General features: G+C 71.2%; 12 protein-coding genes. 11 read left to right on the plus strand and 1 reads right to left on the minus strand.

The window, feature by feature from the left end:
- The first annotated feature begins 4 nt into the window (after positions 1-4).
- From argB to HMPREF2833_RS01565, 4 genes are all read left to right on the plus strand, one after another.
- Positions 5-955 carry an acetylglutamate kinase gene (gene argB / locus HMPREF2833_RS01550; protein ID WP_070636390.1) on the plus strand — a complete coding sequence of 317 codons (951 nt, stop codon included), beginning with the start codon at positions 5-7 and terminating at the stop codon, positions 953-955.
- Entirely contained in the window at positions 952-2187 is a 1236-nt protein-coding gene (locus HMPREF2833_RS01555) for an acetylornithine transaminase (protein WP_070636392.1), read from the plus strand. Before argB ends, HMPREF2833_RS01555 begins: the two co-directional genes overlap by 4 nt.
- A 100-nt stretch (positions 2188-2287) precedes the next feature.
- Entirely contained in the window at positions 2288-3259 is a 972-nt protein-coding gene (gene argF, locus HMPREF2833_RS01560) for an ornithine carbamoyltransferase (RefSeq protein ID WP_070636394.1), read from the plus strand.
- Entirely contained in the window at positions 3256-3750 is a 495-nt protein-coding gene (locus HMPREF2833_RS01565; RefSeq protein WP_019310936.1) for an arginine repressor, read from the plus strand. The genes argF and HMPREF2833_RS01565 overlap by 4 nt, the downstream gene beginning before the upstream one ends.
- 136 nt (positions 3751-3886) lie before the next feature.
- On the opposite strand, the gene HMPREF2833_RS01570 is transcribed toward HMPREF2833_RS01565, so the two are convergent.
- Complete coding sequence (locus HMPREF2833_RS01570; protein ID WP_059280748.1) at positions 3887-4318, minus strand: ankyrin repeat domain-containing protein; 432 nt, start codon at positions 4316-4318, stop codon at positions 3887-3889.
- 209 nt (positions 4319-4527) lie between these two features.
- Between HMPREF2833_RS01570 and HMPREF2833_RS01575 the strand changes: the two genes are divergently transcribed.
- The 7 genes from HMPREF2833_RS01575 to tyrS all read left to right on the plus strand — a co-directional run bounded on the left by HMPREF2833_RS01575 (position 4528) and on the right by tyrS (position 13986).
- Positions 4528-6042, plus strand: a complete 1515-nt coding sequence (locus HMPREF2833_RS01575; protein ID WP_059280747.1) for a long-chain-fatty-acid--CoA ligase — start codon at positions 4528-4530, stop codon at positions 6040-6042.
- Positions 6043-6129: 87 nt separating this feature from the next.
- Positions 6130-7335, plus strand: coding sequence for an argininosuccinate synthase (locus tag HMPREF2833_RS01580; RefSeq protein ID WP_059280768.1), 1206 nt, complete (start codon positions 6130-6132; stop codon positions 7333-7335).
- 230 nt (positions 7336-7565) lie between these two features.
- Positions 7566-9011 (plus strand): argininosuccinate lyase, encoded by a 1446-nt coding sequence (gene argH, locus HMPREF2833_RS01585; protein WP_070636396.1) that lies wholly within the window; start codon positions 7566-7568, stop codon positions 9009-9011.
- Positions 9008-9718, plus strand: a complete 711-nt coding sequence (locus HMPREF2833_RS01590; RefSeq protein WP_070636398.1) for a DNA-3-methyladenine glycosylase — start codon at positions 9008-9010, stop codon at positions 9716-9718. The genes argH and HMPREF2833_RS01590 overlap by 4 nt, the downstream gene beginning before the upstream one ends.
- A gap of 42 nt (positions 9719-9760) precedes the next feature.
- Entirely contained in the window at positions 9761-10288 is a 528-nt protein-coding gene (locus HMPREF2833_RS01595) for an adenine phosphoribosyltransferase (RefSeq protein ID WP_019310942.1), read from the plus strand.
- 88 nt (positions 10289-10376) lie between these two features.
- The gene (locus HMPREF2833_RS01600) at positions 10377-12662 is read left to right on the plus strand and encodes a HelD family protein (protein ID WP_371441071.1); all 2286 of its coding nucleotides are present in this window, start codon (positions 10377-10379) and stop codon (positions 12660-12662) included.
- Between the two features lie 13 nt (positions 12663-12675).
- The gene (gene tyrS, locus HMPREF2833_RS01605) at positions 12676-13986 is read left to right on the plus strand and encodes a tyrosine--tRNA ligase (protein ID WP_070636402.1); all 1311 of its coding nucleotides are present in this window, start codon (positions 12676-12678) and stop codon (positions 13984-13986) included.
- The last annotated feature ends 492 nt before the right edge of the window (positions 13987-14478 follow it).

Genomic DNA, 14478 nt, shown 5'->3' on the forward strand with positions numbered 1-14478 from the left:
CACCATGTCACGACTCAGCGACAGCACCCGGTACGACACCGCCCGCTCCAAGGCGGAGACGCTCATGGAGGCCCTGCCCTGGATCCAGCGCTACGCGGGCTCCACCATGGTCTTCAAGTACGGCGGCAACGCCATGGTCGACGACCAGCTGCGCCGCGCGTTCGCGGAGGACATCGTCTTCCTGCGCCACGTGGGAATCCGCCCCGTGGTGGTCCACGGCGGCGGCCCGCAGATCAGCGCCATGCTGCAGGCCCTGGGCATCCACTCCGAGTTCCGGGACGGGCTGCGCGTTACCTCGGAGGAGGCCGTCAACGTGATCCGCATGGTCCTCACGGGCCAGGTGGGCCGCGAGCTCGTGGGCCTGATCAACGCCCACGGGCCGTACGCGGTGGGCATGTCCGGGGAGGACGCCGGGCTGCTGCAGGCCCGCCGCGTCCGCACCGGTTCCGACGGCGCCCCGCTGGACCTCGGTCTCGTGGGCACCGTCACTCGCGTGAACACCGCGGCGGTCGAGCAGCTGCTGGGCATCGGCAAGATCCCGGTGATCGCCTCGATCGCCCCCGAGCTCGCGGATCCGGAGGACGACACCGCGGGGCGCGGTGCGCTCACGGGCCAGGTCCTCAACGTCAACGCGGACACGGCCGCCGCGGAGGTCGCGGTGGCCCTGGGGGCGGAGAAGTTCGTGGCCCTCACGGACGTCGAGGGGCTCTACGCGGACTGGCCGGACCGCTCGTCCCTGATCTCCTCGCTCACGGCCTCCGAGCTGCGGGGGATGCTGCCGTCCCTGGAGTCCGGGATGATCCCCAAGATGCGTGCGGCCCTGCGCGCGGTGGACGGCGGCGTGCCACGGGCGAGCATCGTGGACGGGCGCTCCGAGCACTCGTCGCTGCTGGAGATCTTCACGGACACGGGCATCGGCACCGAGGTCACACCGGACGAGGAGGTCATCGCATGAGTCGGACCACGGAACTGCTGGACGGGTACCGGGACAACCTGCTGGGGGTGTTCGGGGATCCGGCGCTCGTGCTCGTCGAGGGGCAGGGGTGCCGCGTCACGGACGCCGACGGCCGCCGCTACCTGGACCTGCTCGCGGGCATCGCCGTCAACTCCCTGGGCCACGCGCATCCGGCGTGGGTGCGGGCCGTCGCGGAGCAGGCGGGTCGGCTGGCGCACGTGTCCAACCTGTTCACGACCCCGGAGGTCGTCGAGCTGGCACGGGAGCTCCTGGAGGTCACCGCGGCACCGTCGGGATCCCACGTGTTCTTCGCGAACTCCGGCTCCGAGGCGAACGAGGCCGCGTTCAAGCTCGCGCGCCGGCACGGCAGGGAGCACCCGGATGCCCAGGGGCGCCCGCGGACGCGCGTGCTCGCGCTGGAGCACGCGTTCCACGGGCGGACCATGGGATCGCTCGCGCTCACGGCCAAGGAGGCCTACCGCGCACCCTTCGAGCCGCTGCCCGGCGGGGTGAGCCACGTCCCGGCCACGGTCGAGGCACTCGCGGCCGAGCTGGACGACACGGTGGCCGCACTGATCGTGGAGCCGGTGCAGGGCGAGGCCGGTGTCCGTGGACTCCCGGAGGGCTACCTGGCGCGGGCCAGAGAGCTCACACGGGAGCACGGCGCCCTGCTGGTCGTGGACGAGGTGCAGTCCGGGATCGGGCGCACCGGCGACTGGCTCGCGAGCACGTCCCAGCTGCCCGGGGGCGAGTTCCCGGACGCCGTGACGCTCGCCAAGGGACTGGGCGGCGGCTTCCCCATCGGGGCCCTGCTCACGGCGGGCCCCGAGGTGTCCGGGTTGCTCGGTGCCGGCCAGCACGGGACCACGTTCGGCGGCAACCCGTTGGCGGCCGCGGCCGCGCTCGCCACTGTCAGGACCATCCGTGACGAGGGCCTGCTCGAGAACGCCCGCGCGGTGGGGGAGCACCTCGCCGCCCGGCTGCGGGACGTCCCCGGCGTGACGGACGTGCGCGGGTACGGGCTGCTCGTGGGATTCGACCTCGTCCCGAGCGCTCCCGACGACGCCGTGGCCCCGCGTCTCGTGGCCGCCGCGCGGGACGCGGGGTTCCTGGTCAACGCGACCGGACCGGCCACGGTGCGCCTGGCGCCGCCGCTGATCGTGACCCGGCAGGAGGTGGACACGTTCGTGTCCGCGCTGCCCGACCTGCTGCGCACCGTCAGCTCCACCTGAGACTCTGCCCCTGGGAGGAATCCCTGCCTCCCCGCGCCCGACACGGCGCGTCCGAGATCCCGGTCCCGCTGGGGCCCCGCGAACCGAAGGAGAACCCCGCGTGCTGCGCCACTTCCTGGTCGACACCGATCTGAGCCCCGAGGAGCAGACCGAGGTCCTGGACCTCGCCGCCGCCCTCAAGGCGGACCGCTTCTCGCGGCGTCCGCTCGCCGGCCCGCAGACGGTGGGGGTGATCTTCGACAAGACCTCCACGCGCACCCGGGTCTCGTTCGCCGCCGGGGTCAGCGACCTCGGCGGGAACCCCCTCGTCATCAACCCGGGGGAGTCCCAGCTGGGGCACAAGGAGAGCGTGGCGGACAGTGCCCGCGTGCTCTCCCGCATGCTCTCGGCGATCGTGTGGCGCACGTACGGGCAGACCGGGCTGGAGGAGATGGCCGAGCACAGCAGCGTGCCCGTGGTCAACGCCCTCACGGACGACTACCACCCGTGCCAGATCCTCGCGGACCTGCTCACCCTCCGGGAGCACTTCGGGGACGTGGCCGGGCGCACCCTGGTGTACCTGGGTGACTCCGCGAACAACATGGCCAACTCCTACCTGCTGGGCTGCGCCACCGCCGGAATGCACGTGCGGATCGCGGGCCCGGAGGGGTTCCTGCCGCGGGAGGACGTGGTGGACGCGGCACGCGAGCGGGCCGCGCAGACGGGCGGATCGGTGCTCGTCACCACCGACGCGGGCGAGGCGCTCGCGGGCGCGGACGCCGTCGTGACGGACACGTGGGTGTCCATGGGGCAGGAGAGCGAGAAGGCCGAGCGCTCCGAGATCTTTCGGCCGTACTCGGTGACCCCCGAGGCCATGGCGCTCGCCGCGGAGCACGCGGTGTTCCTGCACTGCCTGCCCGCCTACCGCGGGCTGGAGGTCGCCGCCGAGGTCATCGACGGGCCGGCGTCCCTCGTGTGGGACGAGGCCGAGAACCGGCTCCACGCCCAGAAGGCGCTGCTGACGTTCCTGCTGGACTCCTCGGGACTGTCCGCGGACCTGCCGGCGGCCCTGCGACGGGAGGAGACGCGATGAGCATCCCCACGACCAAGACCGCCCGGCAGGCGCGGATCCTGGACCTCGTGACGGGCGGGGACGTCCACTCGCAGGCGGAGCTCGCGGAGCTGCTGGCCGCGGACGGCATCCAGGTCACCCAGGCCACCCTGTCGCGGGACCTCGTGGAGCTGGAGGCCGTCCGGGTGCGCTCTCCGCGGGGCGGGATGGTCTACGCGGTGCCCATGGCAGGGGCGGACCGCTCCCCGGCGAGCGGCATCACGCGCGAGAGCACCGAGGCCAAGCTCGGGGCACTGTGCCGCGAGCTGCTGGTCACGGCGGAGGGCAGCGCCAACCTGGTGATCCTGCGCACCCCGCCCGGAGCCGCGCAGTACTTCGCGTCCGCGATCGACCACTCGGTCACCCCCGAGATCCTGGGCACGATCGCCGGGGACGACACCATCATGGTGGTCAGCCGGGACCCGCAGGGCGGCGAGCAGCTCGCGCAGCGGTTCCTGGACCTCGCCCGCTGAGCTGGCCGGCGCGGGCCGCCCCGCCGACGACGCCGCCCGCGGCGCCCTCTGCTCGTCTCGCCTCTTGGAGTGGACCCCGTTGCCCTGGGCCCCCGCGCCGTCGTTGCGGCGCAGGTCCCGGAGCTGCCGGCGCGGCTCAGGACTCGCGCGTCTCGAAGCTCTCGAGCAGCGGCAGCAGGTGCTCCTGGCCGAAGACCCGTGCGACGTCCTGAGCATGCTGGTGCCCCGTGGCCTGGCCCGCACCGGCCTCCAGCAGCGCCCGGGCGATCGGCTCGTTGCCGCGGAACACGGCGCAGACCAGGGCGGTGAACCCCATGTCGCTCACGCGCTCGGTGTCCGCACCCTTCTCCAGCAGCATCTCCACCGTGTCCTCCCGCTCGAGGTACGCGGCGAGGTTGAGCAGGGTGTCTCCCTTGTCGTTGGTGAGGTTCACCGGAACGCCGGCCTCCACGGCAGTGCGCAGCATCGGGGTGTCGCCGTTGCGGGCGGCGTCGAACAGGGAGGCCACGTAGGCGAGCTCCTCGTCCGTGAACTGGGGGGTCTGAGCGGCGCTCTGCTGATCGGTCACGGGGCATCCTCCGACACTGAGCGGCCCGCTGCCTGGCGGGCCTGGTGCTGATGTTCACTGCTGCCGCTCCGTGGCACCCCGGGGGAGGGGTCACGGTGCGGCGCGCTCCAGTCTCCCACGCCCCAGCCGGGGCGGTGACGGTGTTTGACTCAGATACCCGATACGGGCAGTATCACGTGGTAGAACTCACATTCCTACCTGGAGGATCCATGACAAATCTGGCCACCCTGCTCACCACGTCGGCCGAGAAGTACGGCTCGGATCCCGTGATCATCCTCGACGACCTCCACATGAGCTACGACCAGCTCAACGACCTCTCGGCCCGCGGCGCGGCGCTGCTGAAGGCCAACGGGATCCGTCCCGGGGACCGTGTGGCGCTCGTGCTGCCCAACGTGCCGCACATGGCCGTGCTCTACTACGCGATCCTGCGCGCGGGCGGCATCGTGGTGCCCCTCAACCCGCTGCTCACTCCCCGTGAACTGACCTACCACTTCCAGGACGCGGGGGTCTCCTTCGTGCTCGCGTGGGAGGACATGGCCGAGGCCAGCCAGAAGGCGGCCGAGGAGATCGACGGGCTCAACGTCCTGCCCATCAGCGCCCAGGGCACGGTGGGGCGGCTGCAGGCCGTGGATCCCGACCACGAGGTCGTGGAGCGCGCGGACTCGGACACCGCGGTGCTGCTGTACACCTCCGGCACCACGGGCCGGCCCAAGGGTGCGGAGCTGACCCACCACAATCTCCTGTCCAACGCGGAGGTCGCCGGTGAGGTCTTCAACCTGGCCCACGGGGACGTGATGTTCGGCGGACTCCCGTTCTTCCACGTGTTCGGCCAGACCGTGGCGCTGAACGGCGTGATCTGCGCCGGTGCCACCGTCACGCTGCTGCCGCGCTTCCACCCGGCCAAGGCGCTGGAGGTGCTGCGCCGGGACCGGGTGACCATCTTCGCCGGCGTGCCCACCATGTACGTCGCGTTGCTGCACCAGTCCGGGCAGGATCCGCAGGCCGTGGAGGGGATCGACCTGCGCGCCGGGGTCTCGGGCGGCTCGTCCATGCCCGTGGAGGTCCTGGCCAAGTTCGAGAAGGTCTTCGGCACCACGGTGTTCGAGGGCTACGGGCTCTCGGAGACCTCTCCCGTGGTGTGCTTCAACCAGCCCGGCAACGTGCGCAAGCCGGGTTCCATCGGCTCCGAGGTGCGCGGGGCGCAGCTGCGGGTGGTGGACGGCCAGGACAACGAGGTCCCCACCGGCGAGGTCGGCGAGCTCGTGGTGGCCGGCCAGTACGTCATGAAGGGCTACTGGCACAAGCCGGAGGCCACCGAGGAGGCCATGCGTGGCGGCTGGTTCCACACGGGGGACATGGCCCGCCAGGACGAGGACGGCATGTTCTTCATCGTGGACCGCAAGAAGGACATGATCCTGCGCGGCGGCTACAACGTGTACCCGCGTGAGGTCGAGGAGGTCATCTACCAGTTCCCGGGCGTGGTCGAGGCCGCCGTGGTGGGGGTCCCGGACGAGAAGCACGGCGAGGAGGTCGGCGCCGTGGTCGTGTTCGAGTCCGGTGTGCTCGAGTCCAAGGGCAACGAAGCGCTGACCCGGGAGCTGGACGCCTTCGTGCAGGAACGGGTGGCCAAGTACAAGTACCCCCGCATCTACCGCGTCACCGACGAGCTGCCCAAGGGCCCCACGGGCAAGATCCTGAAGCGCGAACTCACCCTCGATGCATAAATACTGACTGGCGTGTATAGTCATGCACGAAGCGCGGGATGTCCCGTGCAGTCAGAGTCGTCGTTGAGCAGTGTGGAGGGAAGCACCGTGAGTGATCGCGTGGTATTGGCCTACTCGGGTGGACTGGACACGTCCGTGGCCATCGGGTGGATCGGTGAGGCCACCGGTGCCGAGGTCGTGGCCGTGGCCGTGGACGTGGGACAGGGTGGCGAGGACCTGGAGACCATCCGCCAGCGCGCTCTGGACTGCGGCGCCGTCGAGGCGTACGTGGCCGATGCCCGGGACGAGTTCGCGAGCGAGTACTGCATGCCCGCGCTGCAGGCCAACGGCCTGTACATGGACTCGTACCCGCTGGTCTCCGCCGTGTCCCGCCCGGTGATCGTCAAGCACCTGGTGGCGGCCGCGAAGAAGTTCGGAGCCACCACGGTGGCCCACGGCTGCACGGGCAAGGGCAACGACCAGGTCCGCTTCGAGGTGGGCATCCAGACCCTCGGTCCGGAGCTCAAGTGCATCGCCCCGGTGCGGGACCTCGCGCTGACCCGTGAGAAGGCCATCACCTACGCGGAGCAGAACAACCTGCCGATCGAGACCACCAAGAAGAACCCGTTCTCGATCGACCAGAACGTGTGGGGCCGTGCGGTGGAGACGGGCTTCCTCGAGGACATCTGGAACGGGCCCACCAAGGACGTCTACGACTACACGGACGACCCCACCTTCCCGCCCGCCGCGGACGAGGTCGTGATCACGTTCGAGAGGGGCGTCCCCGTGGCGATCGACGGCAAGCCCGTCACGCCGCTGCAGGCCATCCAGGAGATGAACCGCCGCGCCGGCGCGCAGGGCGTGGGCCGGATCGACATCGTGGAGGACCGCCTCGTGGGCATCAAGTCCCGCGAGATCTACGAGGCCCCCGGTGCCATGGCGCTGATCGCCGCGCACCAGGAGCTCGAGAACGTCACCATCGAGCGCGAACAGGCCCGCTTCAAGAAGACCGTGGGCCAGCGCTGGACGGAGCTCGTCTACGACGGCCAGTGGTTCTCCCCGCTGAAGAAGTCTCTCGACGTGTTCATCCAGGACACCCAGACCTACGTGAACGGCGACATCCGCATGGAGCTGCACGCCGGGCGGGCCACGGTGACCGGTCGCCGTTCGAACACCGGGCTGTACGACTTCAACCTGGCCACGTACGACGAGGGCGACTCCTTCGACCAGTCCAACGCCCGCGGCTTCATCGAGCTGTTCGGCATGTCCTCCAAGGTCGCGTCCCGGCGCGAGCAGGGACTCGCCGGTAAGTGACACCCGGTGGCCGCGGCAGCGCGGCCCCACCGCCCACGGGCGGACCCTGACGGCCGGGCTCCTAGACTGGAGCCCGGCCGTTCACCACGCCGGGCGGCGTCGTCCCCGGCCCCCGCAGGGTCGCCGCACGCGCGACTCGGCCCCCGCGGGGGACAGCGCACGCGCCACTCGACCCGCAGGGGACGCGGCGCCCGGCCCACGAACCACAGCACACGTCAGCGAGGAGCACCATGGCCCAGCACGAGCAGCACGGAACCAACGAGGGCGCCCTGTGGGGTGGCCGCTTTGCCGGGGGACCGGCGGACGCGCTCGCCGAGCTGAGCCGCTCCACCCAGTTCGACTGGCGCCTGGCGCCGTACGACATCGCGGGCTCCCGCGCGCACGCCCGGGTGCTGCACACCGCGGGGTTGCTGGACGACGCCGAGCTCGCGGGCATGCTCGACGCCCTGGACCGGCTCGAGGCGGACGTGCGCAGCGGCGCGTACGCCCCGGCGCCCTCGGACGAGGACGTCCACGGCTGCCTCGAGCGCGGACTGATCGAGCGAGCCGGGGCCCAGCTGGGCGGCAAGCTGCGGGCCGGGCGCTCCCGCAACGACCAGATCGCCACGCTCGGGCGCATGTACCTGCGGGACCACGCCTCGATCGTGGCCCGCAACCTGCTGGACGTGGTGCGCGCGCTGATTGAGCAGGCCGAGCGCCACCCGAACGCCCCCATGCCGGGGCGCACGCACCTGCAGCACGCCCAGCCGGTGCTGCTGTCCCACCACCTGCTGGCCCACGCGTGGGCCGTGCTGCGGGACGTCCAGCGGTTCGTGGACTGGGACCGCCGCGCGGCCGTCTCGCCCTACGGCTCCGGAGCGCTCGCGGGCTCCTCCCTGGGGCTGGACCCGAATGCCGTGGCCTCGGAGCTCGGCTTCGACTCCGCAGTGCACAACTCGATCGACGGCACGGCCTCGCGGGACGTCTACGCCGAGTTCGCGTGGGTGTGCGCGATGGCCGCGGTGGACGTCTCGCGCATGAGCGAGGAGGTCACCACGTGGGCCACCAAGGAGTTCTCCTTCGTGACCCTGGACGACGCCTTCTCCACGGGCTCCTCGATCATGCCGCAGAAGAAGAACCCGGACGTCGCGGAGCTCGCGCGCGGCAAGGCGGGGCGGCTCATCGGCGACCTCACGGGTCTGCTGGCCACGCTCAAGGGCCTGCCGCTCGCCTACAACCGCGACCTGCAGGAGGACAAGGAGCCGGTCTTCGACGCGATCGACCAGCTCGAGGTGCTGCTGCCGGCGGTCGCCGGGATGATGGCCACGCTCGAGTTCCACCCCGATCGCCTCGCGGAGCTCGCACCGCAGGGCTTCGCGCTCGCCACGGACGTGGCGGAGTGGCTCGTGCGCCAGGGTGTGCCCTTCCGCGAGGCCCACGAGATCTCGGGGGAGGCCGTGCGCGTGTGCGAGGAGCAGGGTATCGAGCTGTGGGACCTCACGGACGAGCAGTTCGCGGCCATCTCGACGCACCTCACACCGGGCGTGCGCGAGGTGCTCACGGTGGCCGGTTCGCTCGCCTCCCGCAGCTCGCAGGGCGGGACCGCGCCCGAGGCCGTGGCCCGGCAGCTCACGGAGCTGAAGCGGCAACTCGCGGAGCTTGCCGAGTTCGAGACGCGCGAGCCCGTCATCTCGTGAGCCCCGCGCTGCACGAGCTGCTGTCCCGGCCCGCGCCCGACGTCGCTCCCCGCCTCCTCGGGGCCGTGCTCGTCTGCGCGCGGGACACCGGCACGGTCGCGCTGCGCCTCACGGAGGTGGAGGCCTACGGCGGTCCGCAGGACTCGGACCTCCCGGACCCCGGGGCGCACACCTTCCGCGGTCGCACCGCCCGCAACGCCGCCATGTTCGGGCCGCCCGGGCACCTCTACGTCTACTTCACCTACGGGCTGCACCACGCCGTGAACGTCGTGTGCCGCCCCGAGGGCACGGGCGGTGGCATCCTGATCCGCTCCGGAGAGGTGGTCCTGGGGACCGAGCCCGCCACGCGGCGTCGGCTGGCCACGCGCAGCTCGGAACCCCCGTTCGCCACCCTGGCGCGCGGACCCGGCAACACCGCCCAGGCCCTCGGGCTCACCCTAGAGGACGACGCCGCCGCGATCGTCGATCTCGGGGCTTCGCCCGATCCCGTGGCCCGTGCCCGCGAGGCCGTGGCCGAGCGGGAGGGAACCACCTGGACGGGTCTGGCGCTCGCGGAGCCTGCACCGGAGGAGTTCCTCGAGACCCCGCGCACGGGAGTGTCCGGGGAGGGCGGCACGGATGCCTTCCCATGGCGCTTCGCCCTGCCCGGGGAACCCACGGTGTCCCCGTACCGCAGGGCCGCAGTGAAACGGCGGCGCACCCGCTGACTCCGAGGGGGCGGAACCGGCTGGGACGGATACGATGACCGGGTGACTGAATCCGTGGAACAGATGATCGACCGGTTGTGCGCCAAGATCCCCGACCACCCCGAGCCGGGGGTGCTGTTCCGTGACCTCACACCGCTGTTCGCGGACGGGCCCGGGTTCCACCGCACGGTGGACGCCCTCGTGGACGCCTTCGACGGCCAGTACGACTGCGTGGCCGGCGTGGAGGCGCGCGGCTTCATGATCGCCGCCGCCGTGGCCTACGCCTCCGGGGCCGGGATCATTCCCGTGCGCAAGGAGGGCAAGCTGCCCCGGGAGACCATCTCCCAGTCGTACAACCTCGAGTACGGCACCGGGACGCTGGAGATCCACACCGACGACGCCCCGCGGGGTGCGCGCGTGCTCGTGCTCGACGACGTCCTGGCCACCGGCGGAACACTCGGCGCCGCGGCGTCCCTGCTGACCCGGGGCGGCTACAACGTCGCGGGGTTCGGCGTGATCATGGAGCTCACCGCGCTGCGCGGTCGCGCCCAGCTGGGTGGGCACCGGGTGCGCGCGCTGCTGCGCGTGTGAGCGCCCCGGCGGCGTCGGCCGAACGGTAGGATGGTCGATCGCCGGTCAAGGAACCGGCGTTTCCGGCTGTGTGCGTGAGGTGAACTGCGTGGAGGAATCCGCAACCGTGGGAGTGTCCCGGCAACTCGAGCTGGAGCGCGAGCACGTCGCCACGGCCTACGCACGGCTCGACGAGCTGCGGGCGCAGAGCGAGCGCGAGCTGCGCCGGGTGCGGACCACCCAGTTCGGCGGAGGCCACCAGGCCCGTTCGGAGCGCGATGCGTTCGCCACCCACTACGAGGACCGGCTCACCCAGCTCAACGCCGTGGACGAGCGGCTCGTGTTCGGCCGCCTGGACACCACGGAGGACGAACGGCACTACGTGGGCAGGCTCGGTCTGGCCACCGAGGACCACCGCCGGCTCGTGCTGGACTGGCGCGCCCGTGAGGCGGGCGCCTTCTACCAGGCCACGGCCGCGAACCCCATGGACCTCGTGCGCCGCCGCCACCTCATCATGGACGGGCGGGACGTGACCGCGATCGAGGACGACGTCTTCGACGCGGAGCGGGTCGCGGACGAGGACGTGGTGCACGGGGAGGGCGCGCTGATCGCCGCGCTGAACTCCGAGCGCACGGGCCGCATGACGGACATCGTGGCCACCATCCAGGCCGAGCAGGACCGGATCATCCGGGCGCCGCTGTCCGGTGTGAGGGTGGTTCAGGGCGGACCCGGCACGGGCAAGACGGCCGTGGCCCTGCACCGCGCGGCGTTCCTGCTCTACGAGCACCGGGAACGGCTGGCCAAGTCCGGTGTGCTGATCGTGGGTCCGTCATCCTCGTTCCTCTGGTACATCGAGCGCGTGCTGCCGGCCCTCGGCGAGACGGGCGTGGTGATGTCCTCGCTCGCGGACCTCTACCCGGGCGTCCACGGCACGGTCGAGTCGGACCCCTGGGTCGCCCGCTGGAAGTCGGGGCTGCACATGGTGGACGTGGTCGCCCGGGCGGTCGCCGACCGCCAGAAGGTCCCGCCCCGCGCCCAGTGGCTCACGGTCGACGGCCACCGCGTGAAGCTCTCCCGGTCTCTCGTGCGTCGCGCGCGGGAGCGCGCCCGCGCGACCGGCAAGCCGCACAACGAGGCCCGCGAGACATTCGTGAAGGTGGTCATCAAGGAGCTCGCGCAGAAGCTCGGGGACGAGCTGAACGAGAAGGCCGGCTCCACCATGGACCGCTCGTACCTCAAGGAGGACCTGCGGCAGTCCCGCGAGGTCAGGATCGCACTCAACCTGCTGTGGCTGCCCCTGACGCCCCAGCAGCTCGTGGGCCAGCTGTTCAGCAAGGAGCACTACCTGCGCTCCGCCGCCCCGGAGCTGAGTGACGCGGAGGTCGCGCGCCTGCTGCGCCCCGCGGACGCGCCGCTCACGGTCGCGGACGTCGCCCTGCTCGACGAGGCGGCCGAGCTGCTCGGGGACTTCGAGTCCGCGGGCATCACCGTGCGCGGAGACCGGTCGCTCGAGGAGCGCAAGTCCCAGGAGTCGGCGCAGAAGGCCCTGGAGGCCATGGCCGAGGGCTTCGAGGACATCGGTGCCCAGGGCGTCGTGACGGTCGAGCAGCTCACGGCGTTCAACGCCGAGGCGCCGCACCGCATGACCGCGGCCGAGGCGGCGTCGTCGGACCGCACGTGGGCCTACGGGCACGTGGTCGTGGACGAGGCGCAGGAGCTGTCGCCCATGCAGTGGCGCGTGCTGATGCGTCGGTGCCCCCTGAAGTCGTTCACCGTGGTGGGGGACATCGCGCAGGCGGGCAACGCCGCGGCCGCTCGCACGTGGTCCGAAGCGCTCGAACCGTTCGTGGGGGAGCGCTTCCACCTCGAGGAGCTCACGGTCAACTACCGCACACCCCAGCCGATCGCCGACGCCGCCGCGCGGGTGGCGCGCGCCGCGAACCTCACCGTGTCCGACCCCCGGGCCGTGCGCGACGGCGAGGCGCCCGATGTCCTGTGCACGGGCACCGAGGACGAGGTGACGCACGCGGTGGTGCGGTGCGTGGGTGCCGAGCTCGACGCCCTCGTCGGCGGCCTCGTGGGGGTCGTGTGCCCGGGCCACCTCATCGGCGCGGTTGGCCGGGCCCTGGACCGAGGGTTCCCCGGGATGGTCGCCGCGGGCATGCGCAGCCTGGACCGGCGCATCATGGTCCTCACCCCGTGGGACGCCAAGGGCCTGGAGTTCGACTCTGTCGTGGTCGTCGAGCCGAACGACATCGCCGGGGACCCCGCGGGCGGGGCGGGCAACCTGTACGTGGCCATGACCCGGCCCACCCAGCGGCTGCACCTCGTGGGCGCGCACGGCATGCCCACCGGCATCGCGGAGCAGGGCGGGGAGCCCCAGCCCCTCTCCTGATAAATTGGTCGGCGTGTCAACCACCGATCTCAGCACGCAGCACAACGATCCCTCGTTCTCCTCCCTCTGGGAGGAACTGAACTGGCGGGGCCTGGTCCAGGTCTCCACGGACCCGGAGGCCCTGCAGGCGGCGCTGGACGGTGAGCCCATCACCTACTACTGCGGCTTCGATCCCACGGCGTCCTCGCTGCACCTGGGCCACCTGGTGCAGCTGCTGCTGCTGCGCCGGCTCCAGCTCGCGGGGCACCACCCCATCGGCCTGGTGGGTGGGTCCACGGGGCTCATCGGAGACCCGCGACAGACGTCAGAACGCGTCCTCAACTCGCGCGAGACCGTGGCCGAGTGGGTTGAGATGCTGCGTGCGCAGGTGCAGCGCTTCCTGTCCTTCGAGGGGGAGAACCCGGCGCGCATGGTCAACAACCTGGACTGGACGTCGCAGCTGTCGGCCATCGACTTCCTGCGGGACATCGGCAAGAACTTCCGCGTGGGCACCATGATCAAGAAGGACATCGTGGCCAAGCGTCTGAACTCGGAGGAGGGGATCTCCTACACCGAGTTCAGCTACCAGATCCTGCAGGGACTGGACTTCCTCAATCTCTTCCGGCAGTACGGCTGCACCCTGCAGACTGGCGGCTCGGACCAATGGGGCAACCTCACGTCGGGAACGGACCTCGTGCGCAAGGCCGAAGGGGCCGCGGTGCACGCCATCGGCACCCCGTTGATCACCAACTCGGACGGCACCAAGTTCGGCAAGTCGGAGGGCAACGCCATCTGGCTGAACCCGGAGCTGACCTCGCCCTACGCCTTCTACCAGTTCTGGCTCAACACCGCTGACGCGGATGTGGCGGACCGTCTGAAGGTCTTCACGTTCCGCACCCGCGAGGAGATCGCGGAGCTCGAACGTCTCACCCGCGAGGAGCCGTACCGCCGCGAGGCCCAGCGCGTGCTCGCGGAGGACGTCAACACGCTGGTGCACGGCGCCGAGGCCACCCGGCAGGCCACCGAGGCGTCCGCCGCAGTGTTCGGCAAGGGCGCGTTCGAGGAACTGGACGAGTCCACCCTCGCGGCCGTGGCCGACGCGCTGCCCGGCACGACGGTGACCGGGCGGCGGGAGCAGCCGGTCGTGGACCTGCTGGTGGGCACTGGACTGTCCGAGTCCAAGTCCGCGGCGCGGCGCACGCTCAAGGAGGGTGGTGTGTCCCTCAACAACCACAAGATCACGGGGGAGGACGCCGTGGTCACCTCGGACGACCTCCTGCACGGACGTTTCGTGCTGCTTCGGCGCGGCAAGAAGAACCTCGCCGCGGTCACCTTCACGGACTAGTTCCTGCGGGCCCGGTGCCGGGCCGAGGGAGTCCTCACTGTCCGGCTTCCGTCGGCGCCGCGAGGAGCGACGGCCCCTCCACGGCCGGCGTGACCCGAGAGGGCAGCGCAGCCTGCGGCACCTCTTCCGCACGAGCCAGGACCGGCACTTTGCGCCGGTCCTGGCTCGTGTGTAATGTATTCCGAGTCGCCGCGGCAAGGGTCCCGAAAGGGTTCGGACCCGCGGGGGTGACCGGCAAAGATCAGCCCGAGAGTTCGGACCTCGTTCATGCTAAGGTTGCTCAGCAGCCTGCCGGGGAAGCGCGCAGACTTGAGAAGTCAAGTTGACACGCCGAACCAGGCAGGGATAAGCTCTTCGAGTTGCTCCAGCGAAGGACCGGAACGGTCCGACCGGGGGCGACAGTCAAAATCTTGATCCGCCGCACGGCGCGATCGCAACCGACCGTGGTGGTCCTCGTGATGGGGAGCTGCGTTGTGGTGTGTTGTTTGTCAA

Origin of the sequence: Kocuria sp. HMSC066H03 (genome assembly GCF_001812045.1) — a bacterium.
Taxonomy (GTDB): Bacteria; Actinomycetota; Actinomycetes; order Actinomycetales; family Micrococcaceae; genus Kocuria; species Kocuria rhizophila.

Coding starts and splice junctions, on each gene's coding strand:
- argB (WP_070636390.1), top strand. CDS start 5: ATGTCACGACTCAGCGACAGCACCCGGTACGACACCGCCCGCTCCAAG.
- HMPREF2833_RS01555 (WP_070636392.1), top strand. CDS start 952: ATGAGTCGGACCACGGAACTGCTGGACGGGTACCGGGACAACCTGCTG.
- HMPREF2833_RS01565 (WP_019310936.1), top strand. CDS start 3,256: ATGAGCATCCCCACGACCAAGACCGCCCGGCAGGCGCGGATCCTGGAC.
- HMPREF2833_RS01575 (WP_059280747.1), top strand. CDS start 4,528: ATGACAAATCTGGCCACCCTGCTCACCACGTCGGCCGAGAAGTACGGC.
- argH (WP_070636396.1), top strand. CDS start 7,566: ATGGCCCAGCACGAGCAGCACGGAACCAACGAGGGCGCCCTGTGGGGT.